Genomic DNA, 17,698 nt, shown 5'->3' on the forward strand with positions numbered 1-17,698 from the left:
TCACCCTTCCGCTTTTAATTCTAATAGTAAATCTCTTAATTCAGCTGCACGCTCGAAATCTAATGCCTTTGCTGCTTCTTTCATCTCTGCTTCCATCTTCGCAATTGTATTTTCACGTTCTTTTTTCGTCATCTTCTTAGCTGGTGTTGCTTCATATATTTCCGTATCCTCAGCTGCTGTTGTCGCACGAATAACGTCACGTACTCCTTTTTGAATCGTTTTCGGCGTAATACCATGCTTTTCATTGTAAGCTTCTTGTATACTACGACGACGCTGTGTTTCTTCAATTGCAATTCCCATCGATCTCGTTATGCGATCTGCGTACATAATAACGCGGCCGTTTGCATTACGCGCCGCACGACCAATTGTTTGAATTAATGAACGCTCTGAACGTAGGAACCCTTCCTTATCAGCATCTAAAATAGCTACAAGTGATACTTCTGGAATATCTAATCCTTCTCGTAATAAGTTAATACCGACAAGTACATCAAACTTACCAAGGCGAAGATCACGGATAATTTCAATACGCTCTAATGTTTTAATTTCAGAGTGAAGATAATTCACTTTAATTCCTACATCTTTTAAATAGTCCGTTAAATCCTCTGACATTTTCTTCGTTAAAGTCGTAATTAATACACGTTCATTTTTCGCAATCCGGTCATGGATTTCTCCTAATAAATCATCTATTTGTCCTTCAATTGGTCGTATATCAATTGGTGGATCTAAAAGCCCTGTTGGACGAATAATTTGTTCTATTGCTTTCGGTGACTGCTCTAACTCGTACGGTCCTGGCGTTGCCGAAACGTAAATAACTTGATTCGTTTTCTCTTCAAACTCATCAAACGTGAGCGGTCTATTATCTAAAGCTGATGGCAGACGGAATCCATGATCAACAAGCACTTGCTTACGTGCTTGGTCCCCGTTATACATCGCTCTTACTTGCGGAACCGATACGTGCGACTCATCCATAACGATTAAGAAATCCTCTGGAAAATAATCTAAAAGCGTATACGGCGTTGAGCCTGCCGGACGAAGTGTTAAATGACGGGAATAGTTTTCAATCCCTGAACAAAAGCCCATCTCGCGCATCATTTCTAAATCATAACGCGTTCGCTGTTCTATGCGCTGCGCCTCTAACAACTTACCGTTATCATTTAATTCTTTTAAACGCTCTTCTAATTCTTTTTCAATATTTTCAATAGCGACCTTCAGCTTTTCTTCACGTGTAACGAAGTGAGATGCCGGGAAGATTGCTACATGATCACGTTCTGCTAATACTTCACCCGTTAATGCATTTACTTCTCGAATACGATCTATTTCATCCCCAAAAAATTCAATTCGAATACAATGCTCATCAAGTGATGCGGGGAAGATTTCAACTACATCTCCGCGCACACGGAATGTACCACGCTTAAAATCAATATCATTACGTCCATACTGTACATCAACAAGTTCACGAAGCAATTGATTGCGGTCCTTTTCCATACCAACTCGAAGCGAAACAACTAACTCGCGGTATTCTTCCGGAGAACCTAAACCGTATATGCACGAAACACTCGCAACGATAATAACATCATCTCTTTCAAATAAAGAAGACGTTGCCGAGTGGCGTAATTTATCAATTTCATCGTTAATTTGCGCATCTTTTTCAATAAACGTATCCGTATGTGGTACGTACGCTTCCGGCTGATAATAATCGTAATAACTAACAAAATACTCCACAGAATTGTTAGGAAAGAAATCTTTCAGCTCACTATATAACTGTCCTGCTAACGTTTTATTATGAGCCATTACAAGTGTTGGCTTCTGCACTTCTTTAATGACATTTGAAATCGTAAATGTCTTACCCGTTCCTGTCGCTCCAAGCAACACTTGCTTTTTCTTTCCACTATTAATTCCCTCTACAAGCTTCTCTATCGCTCCCGGCTGATCACCTTGCGGGGAATACTCTGAGATAATTTCAAATGGATGTTCCAACTAAAAACCGACCTCCTCATAAAAATCTGTATTATTATTTTACCACGAATGCCCATAAAAAACCTAAAAAAACGAACAGATATTCGGTAAAATTTTCGACAAGATATACATAAAAAAAGAAGGAATAAATACTTCCTTCCTCTACTAACTCTATTTTTCAAGTACATATAATAAGTCATATCCATTGCGCCCATTTTCATTCGTACAATCTATTAACCTATATACCGTTTCTGATTCACGTTGCTCTTTAACAATCCTTTTACAACTATCTTTATGTAACCCTTTATGGTCACCAGCAAATTGATCTTGTCTATTATCTAACACATAAAGTATATCTTTCTTACTATGCTCTAACGTTTGAAAAACAGGATCACCTTCATGTGTATACTGTACAATTCTTATTTTATCAACTTTCCCTTGTTCCACATTCCAAATGAACTTCTCGAATTTATCTAGATTAGAAATTTCTCCCCCCCTTTGCAACCACATCATTCTTCTTATCAATTGCACTGTTAGGTTGTGAACATGCTACTAAACTAAAGAGAAATAAGCATATAAAACCTGTTCTTTTCCCTATTGTTATCCTCTCCTATACAAACTATTGGTATACTAGAAAAAAGCTACTTTCCTCTATGAAAGTAGCTTCTTGTTTCCTTTCTCCTTCTTCGGAAAAATAACATATGAAAATGAAATCGCAGTATCCACTAAAAGAATAATAGCCCATACTTGGCTTACACGGCTTGCTGTTTTATTTAAAACGATTCCTGACTCTAACCAATTCCCCCACTGTTCTACTGGAATAAGCCCATACATGAAGAAAAAGAATATATGAACCGCAATAAACAAAATAAGATGTAAAACCCAATTTTTTATTTCCTGCTTCGCATGCGCCATCCCTGTTACTTCAAGTGGTTCTTCGATAATAGGCGCCGGTTCATTCCGCCACTTCGCAACTAATTTTTGTACATATATATCTAATTTCTTCAAATCCTTTTTCCCATAAAAAACTGCATATAATAAAATGATTACCGTAATGATTTGAAAATTAGAGAACTTCCCTGTTTGATAGTAGTCCACTACTCCTAAAGTTAAAATAAACACTTCATTTACAAGTAGCACAATCCCCATAATAAAACTTGCCTTTTTCAAGCGAAATCCATACCTTAGTAAAAAGAATCCGATAGCTGATAACCAAAATACAATCTCTGCCCCAATTAAAAAATACCAACGATATTCTGCAAGTATACTCATTTATCCCTCTCCCTTTCGTCATATATACGAAAAGCCTCATCCATATATAATAGAAGCTCTTCTTCAATTGGATACATACTCATTTTCTGTGAATCTTCTTTTGACTTTCTTACTTCCCACAGTTTATCTAAAAATGCTTCATCACCATTTGCCATCTCTAAACACTTCTGCATTAATTTCTTTGTTGCGCCTTGTACTTCATCACATGATGCCTCCTTACCGTCTTTCATAAAGTTACGTAGTTGCTTTAATAAATTTACCCATTCTAAAACATTCGGATCTTCTTCACTCATGTTCGGCAAATTATGAAGCAACTTTTGTTCTCCCTTAGAAAAAACTTCATTTTGAAACATCTCACGTATTCGCGGAGACTGTTTCGAAAGCTGAATGAGTTCAAACATAACTTTCCAATCCAGTTCTCCCTCCACATCTACTGAATAAACAACTGCCTGTAAAATACGTTCCATTCGATTAAATTTTTTCTGTTCTTCCTGTACAAATCTAAGTTGCTTTTCAAGCGATACTTTTAAATTGAGCTCATCCGTTATTAACATATTCGTAATCTCTTTTAATGAAAAACCCATTTCTTTTAAAAATAAAATTTGCTGCAAACGAACAACATCTCTCTCGCTATATAACCGATGTCCTCCATCAGTTTTCCCACTCGGCTTTAATAAATCAATTTGATCATAATAACGTAACGTCCTTACTGTAACCCCTGTTTCCCTCGTTAGTTCTTGAATTGAAATCAACTCCATCACCTCTTCTCCTTCATTATAAAAGATGACGTAACGTAACTTTCAAGTAGTTTGTAAAAAAAATACAAAAAGCTGTTTATACCTTTTGTATAAACAGCTTTTATGGAAATAACCCCTTTTGTATAGCACGACCACAAAATAAAATAATTGCCCCTACAACAACACTTGTTGCTGTTTTATGATAATGCGCTAAAATTAATAAATAGTATGATAAACCTACAGCACCAATCATAATACATACACTTGGCACTGGATTACGAGAGAAGTTTTGTATTCCCCAAAACAAAGCAAAAATAGCCGTAGCGACACATAATACCGGTAATCCCATCCCAGTTCCCCTTTTTCTATCTATTCCTTGTTGCTAACACACTCGTCGATGCCATACTTATTAATAAACCAAAAATAGCAATATATAATAACTCATTTACATGTACTACTTGCCTATCTAAATACTTATTTACACAAAGATACATAATGAACAAAAAAAACGCAGCTTGTAATACAAATCGTAAAATATGACTTCATATTGTTCACAACTCGCTCATCAATTGACGGTACTCTCTCTTCTTTCAAACGCTTCTGTTCTCTATATTCCGAAATGCCATATAAAATGACTAGTGCTACATTCGATATGAAGATCGTTCCCCACGAAATACTTAAAATCATTAAACTCACATTTAAAACAAGACCCGCTAAAAACAAACTTCCTATGAACCGTATAATATCTTGCTTACTCATACATGATCAGCCTCTTTTTGATTTCTATATTTCCATTTCGGCCAATAGTTCACAAAGAAATAAACAAACTGTCCTAATACAAATAAAACAAACGGCATGCCCGCATTTCCATAAACAATTAAATTATACAAACTCCATACCGCTAAACTCATTGTTAAAAACAACCCTAAATATTTAAACGCTTTATCCGACTGAAATCTCTCAAACTCATCTTGCATTTTCATTCCTCCTATCGTTATGCTCGTTTTCCCGCCATTACTCCTATGATGAGACTACCAGCAAATAAGAAACTACATACAATGAATATTTCTGGAATCGGTATAGTAATTCGCCCTATCGCTTTGCTTGCAACAATATAAACAATAAGCAAAAGAAATGCGAATATAAATGAGACATTTACATACTTTTTTATATTTTCATTTACCCGCTCATCTATATCTGGAAGTCCTTCTTTTTTGTACTTCCGCTTTTTGTAATTCGTATACAATATCAGAAATACAATTGCTAAAATGTTACTAACTATAAGCGATAACATCGGTATGGATGGGTCCATAATCCGAACTAAAACGTCCCCCTCCACATAATCCTAAGACCGTAGCGATATACAACTTTTTAGTATCGTTCATTTTCTCTCCCCTTACTCCAGCGTAAATATTTCCTCTACCTTCATTCCAAAATATTTGGCGATTTTTAGGGATAACTCTAGACTTGGGTTATAGTGGTGGTTCTCAATCGCCACTATTGTCTGCCGCGTCACTTGCATCGCCTTTGCCATTTCAATTTGCGTTATATGATGTTGTTTTCGCAATTCTTTAATTTTATTTTTCACACCCATAGGCTCCACCTTCGAAAGTAAAGATATCTTTACTTTAATTATAAATATTTTCCAAATCCAAGTAAAGATATCTTTACAAAAAAAGGTAAAAAAAAGAGACATCTATAAGATGCCTCTTTTTTTGCTACATAAATCCTAATGCATATACAAGAACGTACCCAAGAACAGATAAGCAAACCGAGCCAATCAACCCTGCCACAAATGCCCTACTTCCTAATTTGCGGAACGTTTTAAACTCTACATTTAAACCTAGCCCTGCCATTGCCATTGCAATAAGCATGTACGCAATTACTACAATATATCCGGCAACAACTTCTGGGATAATCCCAAGCGAATGCACCGCACTCATTGCTAAAAATCCGAAGATGAACCAAGGAATCGGAAGGTCGCGCCACGATCTTTTTTCCTTGCTTTCCTCGCTCTTACCAAACCATAATCCAATTAAAATCGCTACTGGCACAAGCATCGCTACGCGCGTTAACTTCACAATAACCGCGATGTCTACAGCCGTGCTACCTCCTGGCGCTGCAGCCGCGATAACGTGAGCGATTTCGTGCAGCGTCGCCCCTGAGAACACCCCGTAACCGTAGGGTGAGAAGCCAAGCACTGGGTATAATAGCGTATAAATAAGTGTAAATATTGTACCTAAAATTGCAATAATTGCTGCCCCGACTGCTGTTTCTTCATCTTTCGCTTTCACTTGCGGTGCAATTGCCACGACCGCTGCAGCTCCGCAAATTGCCGTCCCACATGCTGTTAAAATTCCAAGTTTCTGTTCTACTTTAAATACTTTCGTTAGTCCATATACAACGAAAATTGTAAATGTAATAACAACCGCTGCGATGACCAATACTTTCGGCCCCGCCTTCGCAATATCTACAAGATTTAACCTCATTCCGAGTAAGATGATCCCAAAGCGTAGCAACTTCTTACTCGCAAAGTTCGTTCCCACTATCGCTTCTTGAGGAATCCCGATTGCGGCGCGCCAAACCATCCCGATTAGAATAGCGATTACTAATTGTCCCATAATATTTAAAAATGGAAGCTCTGCTAAATATTTCGCGGCAATGGCGATTAATAACGTAATCCCAATACCTTGCGAAAATCCAAAGCCCTTCTTCTTTTGTATAACAAGTGTTTGTTCCACTTTGTACCACCCCAATAATCGTATTGGAACATGCATGTTCTTTCTAGTTACATTATAAGAGAGTTTTAATAATAAGTTTAATATCAATATTGAATCCCTATCATCAGAAATACTTATGATAAAATAAAAGCAAAAATAAAGGGGCCTAACAAATGAACGTCGACATTTTAAAGATCTTTGTTACTGTCGTTGAACAAAAACATTTTTCGCGTGCTGCGGAACTATTAAACCTTTCACAACCTGGCGTTAGTATGCACATTCGCAACCTGGAAAATGAATTTGGGACTACACTTATTCAGCGCTCCCCAAAGCACGTCCAAGTTACGGAAGCTGGAAACATATTATACATACACGCAAAGCAGATGCTCTCACTTTATGAAGATGCAAAACAGGAAATTAATGCGCTGCATAACGTCGTAACAGGGACACTTCGCATCGGCGCTAGCTTTACAATTGGCGAATACTTACTTCCAAAAATACTTGCGCGCTTTGCCAATGAAAATGCACACGTCGAAGTTCATACATTTATCTCCAATACGGAAGAAGTTTTGCAAAGCCTCCGCTCTAATCAAATTGATATCGGCTTAGTGGAAGGCCAAGTCGTATACGCTGACGTAGATGTTGAAACTTTTATGCAAGATGAAATGAAACTCGTCGTCCCGCCAAACCACCCATTGCTCCATATCAAGGGGATTAACGAAAATACATTGCAAGATCAAGTCTGGGTATTAAGGGAGAGCGGCTCTGGCACACGTGCCTATAGCGATCGCTTTATACACCAACATCATTTAAAAATGAAGCGCTTCTTTACATTTAGCAGTATTCAAAGCGTGAAGGAAGCCGTTGCAGCCGGTCTTGGCATCGCCATCCTTTCAGATTGGACTGTTCGAAAAGAACTATTAGCAAAAGAACTATTCCACATCCCTGTTCCGAACGAAGAGCTAATCCGTCCATTCTCCATCGTGCGCGGCAAATATTTTATCCCGTCTAAAGCTATTCAAGTCTTTTTAAAACACGTAGATTCTTTTGCGAAAAAACAGAGTTGACCTTCACATTAGTGTGAAGGTTTACAATACATGTAAAAGGAGTGAAACGCATTGCGAATTGGAGAGTTATCAAAAGAAACTGGGGTTAGCGAAAGGGCACTAAGACATTATGAAGAAAAGGGATTACTCCCTTCGAAACGCCTAGCAAATGGCTACCGTGATTTTGATGAAAGTGCAATCGAAAAAGTAGAGCTGATTCAAATGTACTTGCAAATCGGCTTAAATTTAGAAGAAACAGAACGAATGCTACGTTGCCTTGAAATCGAGCCACATCTCTACGAAAATCCGTGTAGTAGTATCCTTGCACTTTACGAAGACAAACTTGATGAGGTAACGAAGCAAATTACATTACTTTCCAACATTCGAACGAATTTACAAAAACACGTTTCACTCCTAAAACAAGCAAAAGAAAAGGGATGATTACATGTTTGTTATACATGGCAGTTCAAGACAAAACGGAAATACGGAAGCTTTAACACATATGGTGATTGATGGGATTGAAACAGAACAAATTTACTTGCGTGATCATATCGTCCACCCAATCATAGATCAGCGCCATGATGTAGAAGGATTTCAACCTGTAAATGATGACTACGAGCAGTTAACCAAACGCATGCTAGAGCACGACACGATTATCTTCGCTACACCGCTATACTGGTACGGAATGAGCGGCCACATGAAGAACTTCGTTGATCGCTGGTCACAAAGCTTGCGTAATAAATCTCTTCATTTTAAAGAAAAAATGAAAGGCAAAAAAATGTACGTTGTCATCGTTGGCGGAGACAGTCCAAAACTGAAAGCATTGCCGCTTATCGCCCAGTTTCAATATATCTTTGATTTTGTTGGTTCATCATTTGAAGGGTATATTATTGGGGATGCGAATGGACTAGATGAAATCAAGAACGATGCTGAGGCACTGGCAAAAGCACAATTGTATAATAATAAATTCAAAAATAGCACACAGAAATAAGTTTGACAAATCCATTTGTATGCGCATACAATAAAAGTAATATTATGAAAGGAAGGTACTTTGACCAATGAAGTTCTAATTCTCTTATTTATTTCATCCATCACAAATAGTGAACAAAAATGATGAAAACTAGCAGAGGATTAGTCTGTCCATTTGTCGATACTTTCTTTCGATACGATCATGTAAAAAATCGTTTATTTATGTACGATTTTTACATTGAAGGGCGACATTTATCCTCTCTAGTGAAACTAGGGAGGTTTTTTTATGACTATTTTAATCGCACGTAATATCGAAAAGAGCTTTGGTGATCGCACCATATTTACGTTACCATCACTAGAAATCCAAGCAAACGATCGTATAGGAATTGTCGGAGTCAACGGAGCTGGAAAATCTACGTTATTACAAATATTAAGTAAAGAAATAGAAGCTGACAAAGGCACAGTAACTCATCATAGTTCTATCGCCATCATTCCACAGCTTAGCGAGGGGATACCGGAAACCGCTTCTTCCCTCGCTAAGGGCAAATGGAATATTTCAAACGTCGCAAATTCAATGAGCGGCGGTGAACGAATGCGCCTAAAGATCGCCCATGCCCTCGAACAAAATGCAGGTATTCTATTTGCTGATGAGCCAACAAGTCACTTAGATATGTTCGGTACAGAGCAATTAGAAAAGGCACTTTTATCTTATAAAGGTGCACTTGTTTTAATATCGCATGATCGTGATCTTTTAGATGCCATATGTACAAAAATCATCGAAGTTGAAGACGGTACTATTCAAGAATATAAAGGTAATTATTCAAACTATCGAAAGCAAAAAGAACGTGAGCGAATACAAAAACAAGCAGAATATGATCAATATATACAAGAAAAAAATCGGTTAGAACAGTCAATTTCACAAAGAAAGCAACGTGCTTCTAGCATGACAAAAATCCCAACACGGTTCAGTTCATCTGAATCTAAACTTTATAAGTTAAGCGGGGCTCATGGGCAAGAAAATGTTAGCAAAGTAGCGAAAGCACTAGAAACACGCCTTGAAAAGTTGGAACAGAAAGAAACACCGAAGGACTTTTCTCAAGCTCAGTTTGACGTACAATACCACACACCAATTCATAGTAAAGCAGTTGTTCAGTTTAATAAAACAACGAAGAAAATAGGGGATCACACATTATTTAAAAATATGAATGGAACAATTGTCCCTGGGGCAAAGCTTGCTATTTTAGGGGCAAACGGAAGCGGAAAAACAACTTTGTTCAAAATGCTTCTCGCGAACGAGCGTGGCATTCAGCTTTCGAAAAGTTGTAAAATTGGATACTTTGAACAAACATTATCTATTTTAAAAACAGATAAAACAATTTTAGAAAACGTTCTAGAAGAAACAAACTATACAGAATCGTTCGTTCGAACAATACTTGCACGGCTCCTATTCCGCCGTGAAGATGTTCATAAACCTGTGCACATCTTAAGTGGTGGAGAACGCATGAAGGTTGCACTCGCAAAAGTATTTTTAGGAAACTATAATATGCTTCTGCTCGACGAACCGACAAACTATTTAGACTTGGCAACGCAAGAAGAATTAGAAAGCATGTTACAGGAGTATCCTGGTACAATACTTTTCATTAGCCATGACCGTGCCTTTATTCGTTCTGTTGCAAACCATATTCTACAAGTAGATGAGAGCGAACCAAGAATATTCCACGGCAATTACGAGCAATACACAAAAAGAACCACCCAAGCTTCTGTAAACGTTACTGAACAAGAATTATTACGATTACAAACAAAATTAACAGAAATCATCAGCCGGATTTCTATCCCAAATCAGCATGATGACATCACATTTCTCGAACAAGAATACGAAAAATTATTAGTTCGAATTCGGCAGTGTAAAGAAGCGCTCTAATGTCTTCCCCATATATCGACGGGACCTTCCACATTTCCCAAGAAATATCGAGGCTTCGACATAGAATATCACCCTACCTATCATGTTAGACACAATAACAACAAAAAGCCGTGCACCAGCACGGCTTTTCACTTTATCCCGCTATTTGTGGGCAGTAAGACTCCCACCTCAAAATTCGGCTTGAGCAAAGAAATTAGGTGGGAGATCAACTGCCCGTAAACGCCCGATTGGTTCAACTAATAATCAGTGGGGGATGAACCCCCCACTGATTAAAGTTTCACTTTATATACGGACAGCAGTCCCGCTCACCGCAACCATTAGCATTCCTTCGCGAACTACTTCGTAGTCCACGTCGATACCAACAATGGCGTTCGCATTTTTTTGTCTTGCGAGAGTTTTCATCTCTTCCATTGCAATGTCGCGCGCTTCTTTTAATTTACTTTCGTAGGCGCCTGCGCGACCACCGACAACGTCACGGACAGAAGCGAAAAGGTCACGCACGATATTCGCACCCATGATTGCTTCGCCATTAACGATATCGATATACTCAATAATTTCTTTCCCTTGAATTGTAGAAGTTGTTGTTACAATCATGCTTTATAGCCTCCCATATAAGATTTCCACTTACTTATGGTGCACTAATTCAGCAGAAATTATATTTACGAACTAAACTGCGCCTCATACAATCGGCTGTAACCCTCGCCTCGTTTGATTAGTTCCTCATGTGAACCTTGTTCTGCAATACCGTCTTTATTTACAACGACGATGCGATCTGCATTTTTAATAGTTGCAAGCCTGTGAGCGATAACTAATGTTGTACGGCCAACAGATAGTTCTGCAAGTGATTTTTGGATAGCAAGTTCTGTCTCTGTATCTAGCGCAGAAGTTGCTTCATCTAAAATTAAAATTGGCGGGTTCTTCAAGAACATACGTGCAATTGCTAAGCGCTGCTTTTGTCCTCCTGAAAGTTTCACACCACGCTCACCAATAACTGTATCTAAACCGTCTGGTTGCGAGTAAATTAAGTCCTCTAGCTGAGCACGTTTTACCGCCTGCCAAATTTCAGATTCTGAAGCTTTTAAGTTTCCGTAAGCGATATTTTCGCGAATTGTTCCTGAGAATAAGAAAACATCTTGCTGTACAATTCCGATTTGCTTACGAAGTGACGATAACGTCATCTCTTTGGTGTCAATGCCATCAATTTGAATTGATCCAGATGATTGTTCATAAAAACGAGGTAATAAACTACATAGTGTTGTTTTCCCTGCCCCTGATGGTCCAACGAAAGCAACTGTTTCACCTGCATGTATTTTCAAACTAATATCGTTTAAAATCGGCTCTTTATTTTCATATCCAAACGTGATGTTATTGTATTGAATATCGCCGTGTACATGTTTAACTTCTATTGCATCTTTAGAATCTACAATATCCGGCTCTGTTTCCAGAAGTTCTACATATCTTTTAAAACCAGCGATTCCTTTCGGATAACTTTCAATAACCGCATTAATTTTTTCAATTGGGCGGAAGAAAATATTCGTTAATAAAACGAATCCAATAAACCCACCGTACGTTAATTCACCTTGCAGAACAAACCATGTACCACATATTAATACAAAGAGTGTTACAAGACGCATCAGCATATAACTAATCGATGAATTTAACGCCATAATTTTATAAGCCATTAATTTTGTTGTACGGAAACGAGCATTATTTACAGCAAATTGCTCTTTCTCAAACTTTTCATTTCCGAATGCTTGTACAACGCGGATACCGCCTACATTGTTCTCGATACATGCATTGAAATCAGCAACGTCTGAGAATAAACGTCTAAACGTACCTGTCATTTTTTTATTGAAGTAAAGTGCCAACCATAATAAGAACGGAATTACGAAGAATGTTAGAAGTGCTAACTTCCAGTTAATCATCATCATAAATGAAAATGCTCCAACTAAAGTCATAATGGCAATGAATAAATCTTCTGGTCCATGGTGAGCAATTTCCCCAATTTCCATTAAATCGTTTGTAAGACGTGAAATTAAATGACCTGTTTTATTATTATCAAAAAATCTGAATGATAGCTTTTGAATGTGATCAAACAATTTCTGCCTCATATCTGTTTCAATGTTAACCCCAAGCATATGTCCCCAATATGTAACGACATATTGCAAACCTGCATTTAACACATAAACTACGAACAAACCGAAACAAGCCCATAAAATAAGCGTCCAGTTTTGTCCTGGTAATAACTTATCAATAAATTGATTTACGATAAGCGGGAAACCAAGTTCGAGTAAACCTGCGATAACTGCACAGGAAAAATCGAGTACGAATAAACCTTTGTACGGTTTATAGTAAGAAAAAAATTTACGTAGCATATCTTTCCTCCCTTTTCCAAATTAAAAGACTCTCTAAATGATAACCATTATCAAGTAATTATTCAAGTTATCTGTCTATGAAACTAAAAAAACCTTCATCTATATTTGATGAAGGTTTCCATTTTATTTTATATAGCTTCCGAATCCCACTCGTGCTCTTGCTGAACAAATACAACACCTAATTCATGATGTCCCCCGGCGTATAATGCCGTTTGAGCAAGACGAAGCTCACCATTTGTATCTACTACTTCTAATTTACAAAACGCTCCTGTCGTCTTCGTTTGAAGCGCGTCATAAAACTCTTCGGTACTTCTTGGAATGATTCCATTTACTTTCGTAATAACTTCTCCAGGTTTTAAATTCATCTCTGCCCCAATTGTATTAGGAATTGTATCTAACACAACAAGTCCATCATTACGTGCGGCAAAGTATGCTGGTCTTTTCTCGTCTGCAATTTTCTCTTGCATCGAGATTGTAAAGCGCCCAAGCATTGCGACTCCCATCGCGATAATTGCGAATACGTGCCACCAGTAACTTGCGATACCTAAAACGAGTACGAGCCCCGCTAAACCATAGACACGTCTTCCTGTAAATAATAAAGCTTCCGTCGGCTCATAACTTCTAACCTTTCTCATAAATCCAATTAAAAATGGAACGAGGAATAAAGAGTATGTAGTCGAACCTATTGAAACGACAGGCCACCAAGAAATAAATCCTGTCACCGCGTCTCCTGGTATAAGAATAAATACTGGTACAAGCCATAAACGATTGGATTCATGTAGTCCAATTCGTAGCCCACGCTTACCTTTGTTAATTTTCGGCGTAGAATAACGAACTGCATTTTTAGAGATTAATAAACCCTCTACAACGAGCATAACGCCTAGTAAAATAGCAAGGGATACAATCGTACCCTCTTCACCTTCTCCAAGCTGTAAGAAGGAAACTGGCATCTTAGACGATAACAACACGAGTGCAATCGCGATTCCGAAAGTATAAGCTACAGATAAATATCGATACATAGCAGTTAATCCGAATAATAACGTCCAAAGTAAAATTGCCCATAAACTCGCTTTTGAAACAACAAGCCCAAGCCCAATCGTAATAATAGATACGATTAATCCGTACCCAATACCTGCAAATAGAGTTGTTCGTAGTTCAAACCAAATATCATATACTTTAAAAGAAAAATCTTTTCGTTCTCGTAATATACGTAAGTATCCAACGAAGATACTACTAATTAAAAATACATAGACAGCAGGGTGTAAGAAAAAACGTCCAACTGCTCGTAGTATTTCAAAAAGCCATGCCTCCACGAATTCATTCACCACCATTTATATCATTCTTTCTTTTTATCTTATCATATTTAACACATAAAAAAATACAGGCATCAAAGTGCCTGTATTCTTTCTTATTTCGCTATTAATTTCAATGCCGTCTGTAATTGTAAATCATTTTCTCCAGAACGGATTTTTTCAATGATTTTAGTTTGAATCGCTTCAGCTGTCTTTTTATCAAGTTGTCCTGTTGCTTCCATCTCATTCGCATTTTGGAATGCTTTTAGTGCTGATTCTGTCTCTTTGCTAAAGTATCCATCTTCACGTCCTGGTACATATCCTAAGCTCTTAAGCATTTCTTGCGCGTGTTTTACTTGTACATCATTTGAATTGTATGAAAGTGTCTTTTCAATTTGAATTGGTGTCGCATGATAATAATCTGGTTGCTTCACTTCTACAGTTGGCGCGATTCCTTTTTTATGAATCCAATTGCCATCTGGTGTTAACCATTTAAACATTGTTAATTTAATGTTGCTGCCATCTTTAAATGGAACAGCCTGTTGAACAGTACCTTTACCAAACGTTTTTTCACCAATTAAATCGTATCCTTCTCCTTCTTTTAGCGCACCAGCTAAAATCTCTGAAGCAGAAGCACTTCCGTTATCAATTAATACTGAAATTGGATATGACTTTCTCTCTTTCAGTTCCGTAGAGAATTTCTTCTTCTCACCATTTCGCTGTTCTACTTGTAGCATTGGCTTTTTATCTGTCATGATGTCTCCTAGTATATCTTCTACACTATTTAAATAACCGCCAGGATTACCACGCACGTCAATAACTAAGCCCTTTATGTTTTTCTTCTCTAGCTCTTTTAACTGATCCTTAAATTCTTTCGCAGTATTTTCAGCGAAAGAAGTAATTTGCATATAACCGATATCTTTTCCGCTATCTTGCTTTACGGAACTAAATACAGTGAAAATCGGAATCTTTTCACGCTTAATTTTAAATTCTATCGGATCAGCCACTCCTGCGCGCTTAATTTCAATTGCAACAGTCGTTCCTTTTTTACCACGAATTTTTAATACTGCTTCTTCACGTGATAAATCTTTCACACTATTTCCATCTACAGATAAAATTTGGTCATTCGGTTTAATTCCTATCTTTTCTGCTGGTGAACCTTTAATTGGCGATACGATAATAAGCTTACCGTCCGTCTTGTTCACTTCAGCTCCAATCCCTTCAAGTTCAGGATCCAATGACTGACTAAACTGTTTTGCCGTTTCTTTATCCATATACGTGGAATAAGGGTCCTTCAGCGTAGACAACATTCCCTGTATCGCACCTTCGACTAATTTGTCGTCTTTCACGTCTTCCACATAACGTGAATCAATTAGTGCATACGCCTCATTAATCTTTACCAAATTCCCTTGCGCTGTGCCAGCATTACCATTCGATACTGTTTGCGTTACATACGCTGGGTTTATCCCAAACCAGTACATACCACCAAACATCCCGCCAGCACCAATTAAAAATGCAACAACCATTCCAATAATTGCAACTCTACGTTTCAATGCGGAATTCCCCTTTCCAGAACACACAGGTGGTGTAGCAAAAGGCATCACACGATGTGTGATGCCTTTACCTATTTCTACTATATGATAAGCTTGTACGAATTATGTTTGCAACTTTTTATACTTTTAAGAAGCGACGAATTGACATTACACTTCCCCACATACCGATTAATGCACCGATTAACATTAATAAACCAGCTAATTGGAATACGAATGGGTTGTATGGTAGAAGCTCGAAAATTGTTCCGCCAAGTTTTTCATTAAACACACCTTGCAACGAATTATACATAACTAAAATTAGGCCAATTGGAATAATTGATCCTAATACTCCTAGGAATAATCCCTCTAACAAGAACGGCCAACGAATAAACCAGTTTGTTGCACCAACAAGTTTCATAATTTCAATCTCAGTACTACGAGCATAAATTGTAATTTTAATTGTGTTAGAGATTAAGAACATCGCTGTGAATAGAAGACCCGCAATTAACGCAATCCCGATGTTACGACCAGTTTTTACAGTATCAAATAATTTTTCAACTTGACCTTTACCGTATTGAACATTACTTACAAACTGCATTTTCTCAATCTTTTTCGCAATTGTTGCCGTATCTGTTGGTTCTTTCGCCTTTACAACAAATACGTTTTTCAGTGGGTTATCTTGCTCAAATAACTCGAACGTTTTTCCACTATCGCCTAAGCTTTTAATTAAACGTTTCAACTCTTCTTCTTTAGAAGAATATTTAATAGAATCTACTTTCGCAATTTTACTCATATCTTCTTCTAATTTCTTTTGATCAGCTTCTTTTGCTGCTGGATCAACATGCACACGAATTTCTACATCTTGCTCTACTTTCGTCGCAAAATGGTTCATATTCATAATCGCTGTCAAAAAGACACCTACAAGTAATAATGTAACTGTTACTGCACTTACAGAAGCAAATGTCATCCATCCGTTACGGGATAGATTTTTCACACCTTCTCGCAAATGTCGACTAAGGGTTTTAGCCTTCATATCCGTATCCTCCCTCAATCTCGTCTCGAACAATTTTTCCGCCTTCAATTGCAATTACACGATGACGAATTGTATTTACGATATCTGCGTTATGTGTCGCCATAACAATCGTTGTACCACGCTCATTAATACGTTTAAAAATCTTCATAATATCAAGAGCTGTTTCAATATCTAAGTTACCTGTTGGCTCATCGGCAATTACAACCTTTGGCTTATTTACAATCGCTCTTGCAATCGCCACACGTTGTTGCTCTCCGCCCGAAAGCTCATTTGGAAGTGCATCGGCACGCTCTTCAAGACCAACAAGACCTAACACTTCTGTAACGCGCTCACGAATCGCTTCCTTCTCTTCTTCAATTACTTCTAAAGCAAACGCAACATTCTCATATACCGTTAATTTAGGTAGCAATTTAAAATCTTGGAAAATCACGCCTAATTGACGACGGAAATATGGAACATCTCTTTCTGCTAATGTTTCAATTACAAGTCCATTTACATTAATTGATCCTGTAGATGGCTTCTCTTCACGATACATCATTTTAATAAATGTAGATTTTCCGGCTCCACTCGGTCCAACTACGTATACGAATTCACCTTGTTTAATGTTAACTGTGAGACCAGCAATGGCTTTCATACCATTTGGGTACTCCTTATAAACATTCGTCATTTTTATCATTATTTATCACCCAATACTTAATGATTTTTTTAGAAATACTTTTCTGTACATTTGAAAATAAAAGAAAAACCTTTATTTTCATTCGACCATTCTTGTTGAAGGTAGCTTCCATACATACTTTTTATTAGCAATGCTACTCTATGTAATATATTTCATCAAAATTCTACAA

At 37.5% G+C, this 17,698-nt stretch carries 17 protein-coding genes and 3 pseudogenes; 4 read left to right on the forward strand and 16 right to left on the reverse strand.

Annotation, left to right across the window (positions count from 1 at the left end):
- From uvrB to MKX37_RS25310, 10 genes and pseudogenes are all read right to left on the reverse strand, one after another.
- On the reverse strand, positions 1-1,977 hold the full coding sequence (uvrB, locus tag MKX37_RS25265; protein WP_002016097.1) for an excinuclease ABC subunit B: 1,977 nt from the start codon (positions 1,975-1,977) through the stop codon (positions 1-3).
- A gap of 150 nt (positions 1,978-2,127) precedes the next feature.
- Positions 2,128-2,560: pseudogene (locus MKX37_RS25270) on the reverse strand (DUF4362 domain-containing protein).
- Positions 2,561-2,607: 47 nt separating this feature from the next.
- Positions 2,608-3,228 (reverse strand): hypothetical protein, encoded by a 621-nt coding sequence (locus tag MKX37_RS25275; RefSeq protein ID WP_078421832.1) that lies wholly within the window; start codon positions 3,226-3,228, stop codon positions 2,608-2,610.
- The gene (locus MKX37_RS25280; protein ID WP_002034711.1) at positions 3,225-3,986 is read right to left on the reverse strand and encodes a MerR family transcriptional regulator; all 762 of its coding nucleotides are present in this window, start codon (positions 3,984-3,986) and stop codon (positions 3,225-3,227) included. Before MKX37_RS25280 ends, MKX37_RS25275 begins: the two co-directional genes overlap by 4 nt.
- A gap of 100 nt (positions 3,987-4,086) precedes the next feature.
- Positions 4,087-4,314 carry a hypothetical protein gene (locus tag MKX37_RS25285; protein WP_002034710.1) on the reverse strand — a complete coding sequence of 76 codons (228 nt, stop codon included), beginning with the start codon at positions 4,312-4,314 and terminating at the stop codon, positions 4,087-4,089.
- A 16-nt stretch (positions 4,315-4,330) separates the two neighbouring features.
- A pseudogene (locus tag MKX37_RS25290) lies at positions 4,331-4,724 on the reverse strand (ATPase).
- On the reverse strand, positions 4,721-4,942 hold the full coding sequence (locus MKX37_RS25295; protein WP_002089582.1) for a hypothetical protein: 222 nt from the start codon (positions 4,940-4,942) through the stop codon (positions 4,721-4,723). Before MKX37_RS25295 ends, MKX37_RS25290 begins: the two are co-directional and overlap by 4 nt.
- A 17-nt stretch (positions 4,943-4,959) precedes the next feature.
- A pseudogene (locus tag MKX37_RS25300) lies at positions 4,960-5,350 on the reverse strand (hypothetical protein).
- Positions 5,351-5,361: 11 nt separating this feature from the next.
- The gene (locus tag MKX37_RS25305) at positions 5,362-5,559 is read right to left on the reverse strand and encodes a helix-turn-helix transcriptional regulator (protein ID WP_002016109.1); all 198 of its coding nucleotides are present in this window, start codon (positions 5,557-5,559) and stop codon (positions 5,362-5,364) included.
- A 124-nt stretch (positions 5,560-5,683) separates the two neighbouring features.
- Positions 5,684-6,706 (reverse strand): YeiH family protein, encoded by a 1,023-nt coding sequence (locus tag MKX37_RS25310; RefSeq protein ID WP_078177900.1) that lies wholly within the window; start codon positions 6,704-6,706, stop codon positions 5,684-5,686.
- A gap of 152 nt (positions 6,707-6,858) precedes the next feature.
- Between MKX37_RS25310 and MKX37_RS25315 the strand changes: the two genes are divergently transcribed.
- The 4 genes from MKX37_RS25315 to abc-f all read left to right on the forward strand — a co-directional run bounded on the left by MKX37_RS25315 (position 6,859) and on the right by abc-f (position 10,621).
- The gene (locus MKX37_RS25315) at positions 6,859-7,752 is read left to right on the forward strand and encodes a LysR family transcriptional regulator (protein WP_012261980.1); all 894 of its coding nucleotides are present in this window, start codon (positions 6,859-6,861) and stop codon (positions 7,750-7,752) included.
- 51 nt (positions 7,753-7,803) lie between these two features.
- On the forward strand, positions 7,804-8,172 hold the full coding sequence (locus MKX37_RS25320; protein WP_002184670.1) for a MerR family transcriptional regulator: 369 nt from the start codon (positions 7,804-7,806) through the stop codon (positions 8,170-8,172).
- A gap of 4 nt (positions 8,173-8,176) precedes the next feature.
- A complete protein-coding gene (locus MKX37_RS25325) occupies positions 8,177-8,722 on the forward strand; it encodes a flavodoxin family protein (RefSeq protein ID WP_002016115.1) in 546 nt (181 codons plus the stop codon).
- A gap of 264 nt (positions 8,723-8,986) precedes the next feature.
- Complete coding sequence (gene abc-f / locus MKX37_RS25330) at positions 8,987-10,621, forward strand: ribosomal protection-like ABC-F family protein (RefSeq protein ID WP_078421830.1); 1,635 nt, start codon at positions 8,987-8,989, stop codon at positions 10,619-10,621.
- 282 nt (positions 10,622-10,903) lie between these two features.
- Here the strand turns inward: abc-f and MKX37_RS25335 are convergent, their stop codons facing one another.
- The 6 genes from MKX37_RS25335 to ftsE all read right to left on the reverse strand — a co-directional run bounded on the left by MKX37_RS25335 (position 10,904) and on the right by ftsE (position 17,529).
- Complete coding sequence (locus tag MKX37_RS25335) at positions 10,904-11,215, reverse strand: heavy metal-binding domain-containing protein (protein ID WP_002068307.1); 312 nt, start codon at positions 11,213-11,215, stop codon at positions 10,904-10,906.
- A gap of 65 nt (positions 11,216-11,280) precedes the next feature.
- A complete protein-coding gene (locus MKX37_RS25340) occupies positions 11,281-12,996 on the reverse strand; it encodes an ABC transporter ATP-binding protein (RefSeq protein ID WP_002034767.1) in 1,716 nt (571 codons plus the stop codon).
- 128 nt (positions 12,997-13,124) lie between these two features.
- Positions 13,125-14,309, reverse strand: a complete 1,185-nt coding sequence (locus MKX37_RS25345) for a PDZ domain-containing protein (protein WP_016121049.1) — start codon at positions 14,307-14,309, stop codon at positions 13,125-13,127.
- Positions 14,310-14,404: 95 nt separating this feature from the next.
- Positions 14,405-15,841, reverse strand: a complete 1,437-nt coding sequence (locus MKX37_RS25350; RefSeq protein ID WP_012261984.1) for a S41 family peptidase — start codon at positions 15,839-15,841, stop codon at positions 14,405-14,407.
- A 118-nt stretch (positions 15,842-15,959) separates the two neighbouring features.
- Positions 15,960-16,853, reverse strand: a complete 894-nt coding sequence (gene ftsX, locus MKX37_RS25355) for a permease-like cell division protein FtsX (protein ID WP_002089596.1) — start codon at positions 16,851-16,853, stop codon at positions 15,960-15,962.
- Positions 16,843-17,529, reverse strand: coding sequence for a cell division ATP-binding protein FtsE (ftsE, locus tag MKX37_RS25360; RefSeq protein ID WP_003192357.1), 687 nt, complete (start codon positions 17,527-17,529; stop codon positions 16,843-16,845). Before ftsE ends, ftsX begins: the two co-directional genes overlap by 11 nt.
- Positions 17,530-17,698 lie beyond the last annotated feature (169 nt).

Origin of the sequence: Bacillus sp. FSL R5-0709 (genome assembly GCF_038004785.1) — a bacterium.
Classification (GTDB): domain Bacteria; phylum Bacillota; class Bacilli; order Bacillales; family Bacillaceae_G; genus Bacillus_A; species Bacillus_A mycoides.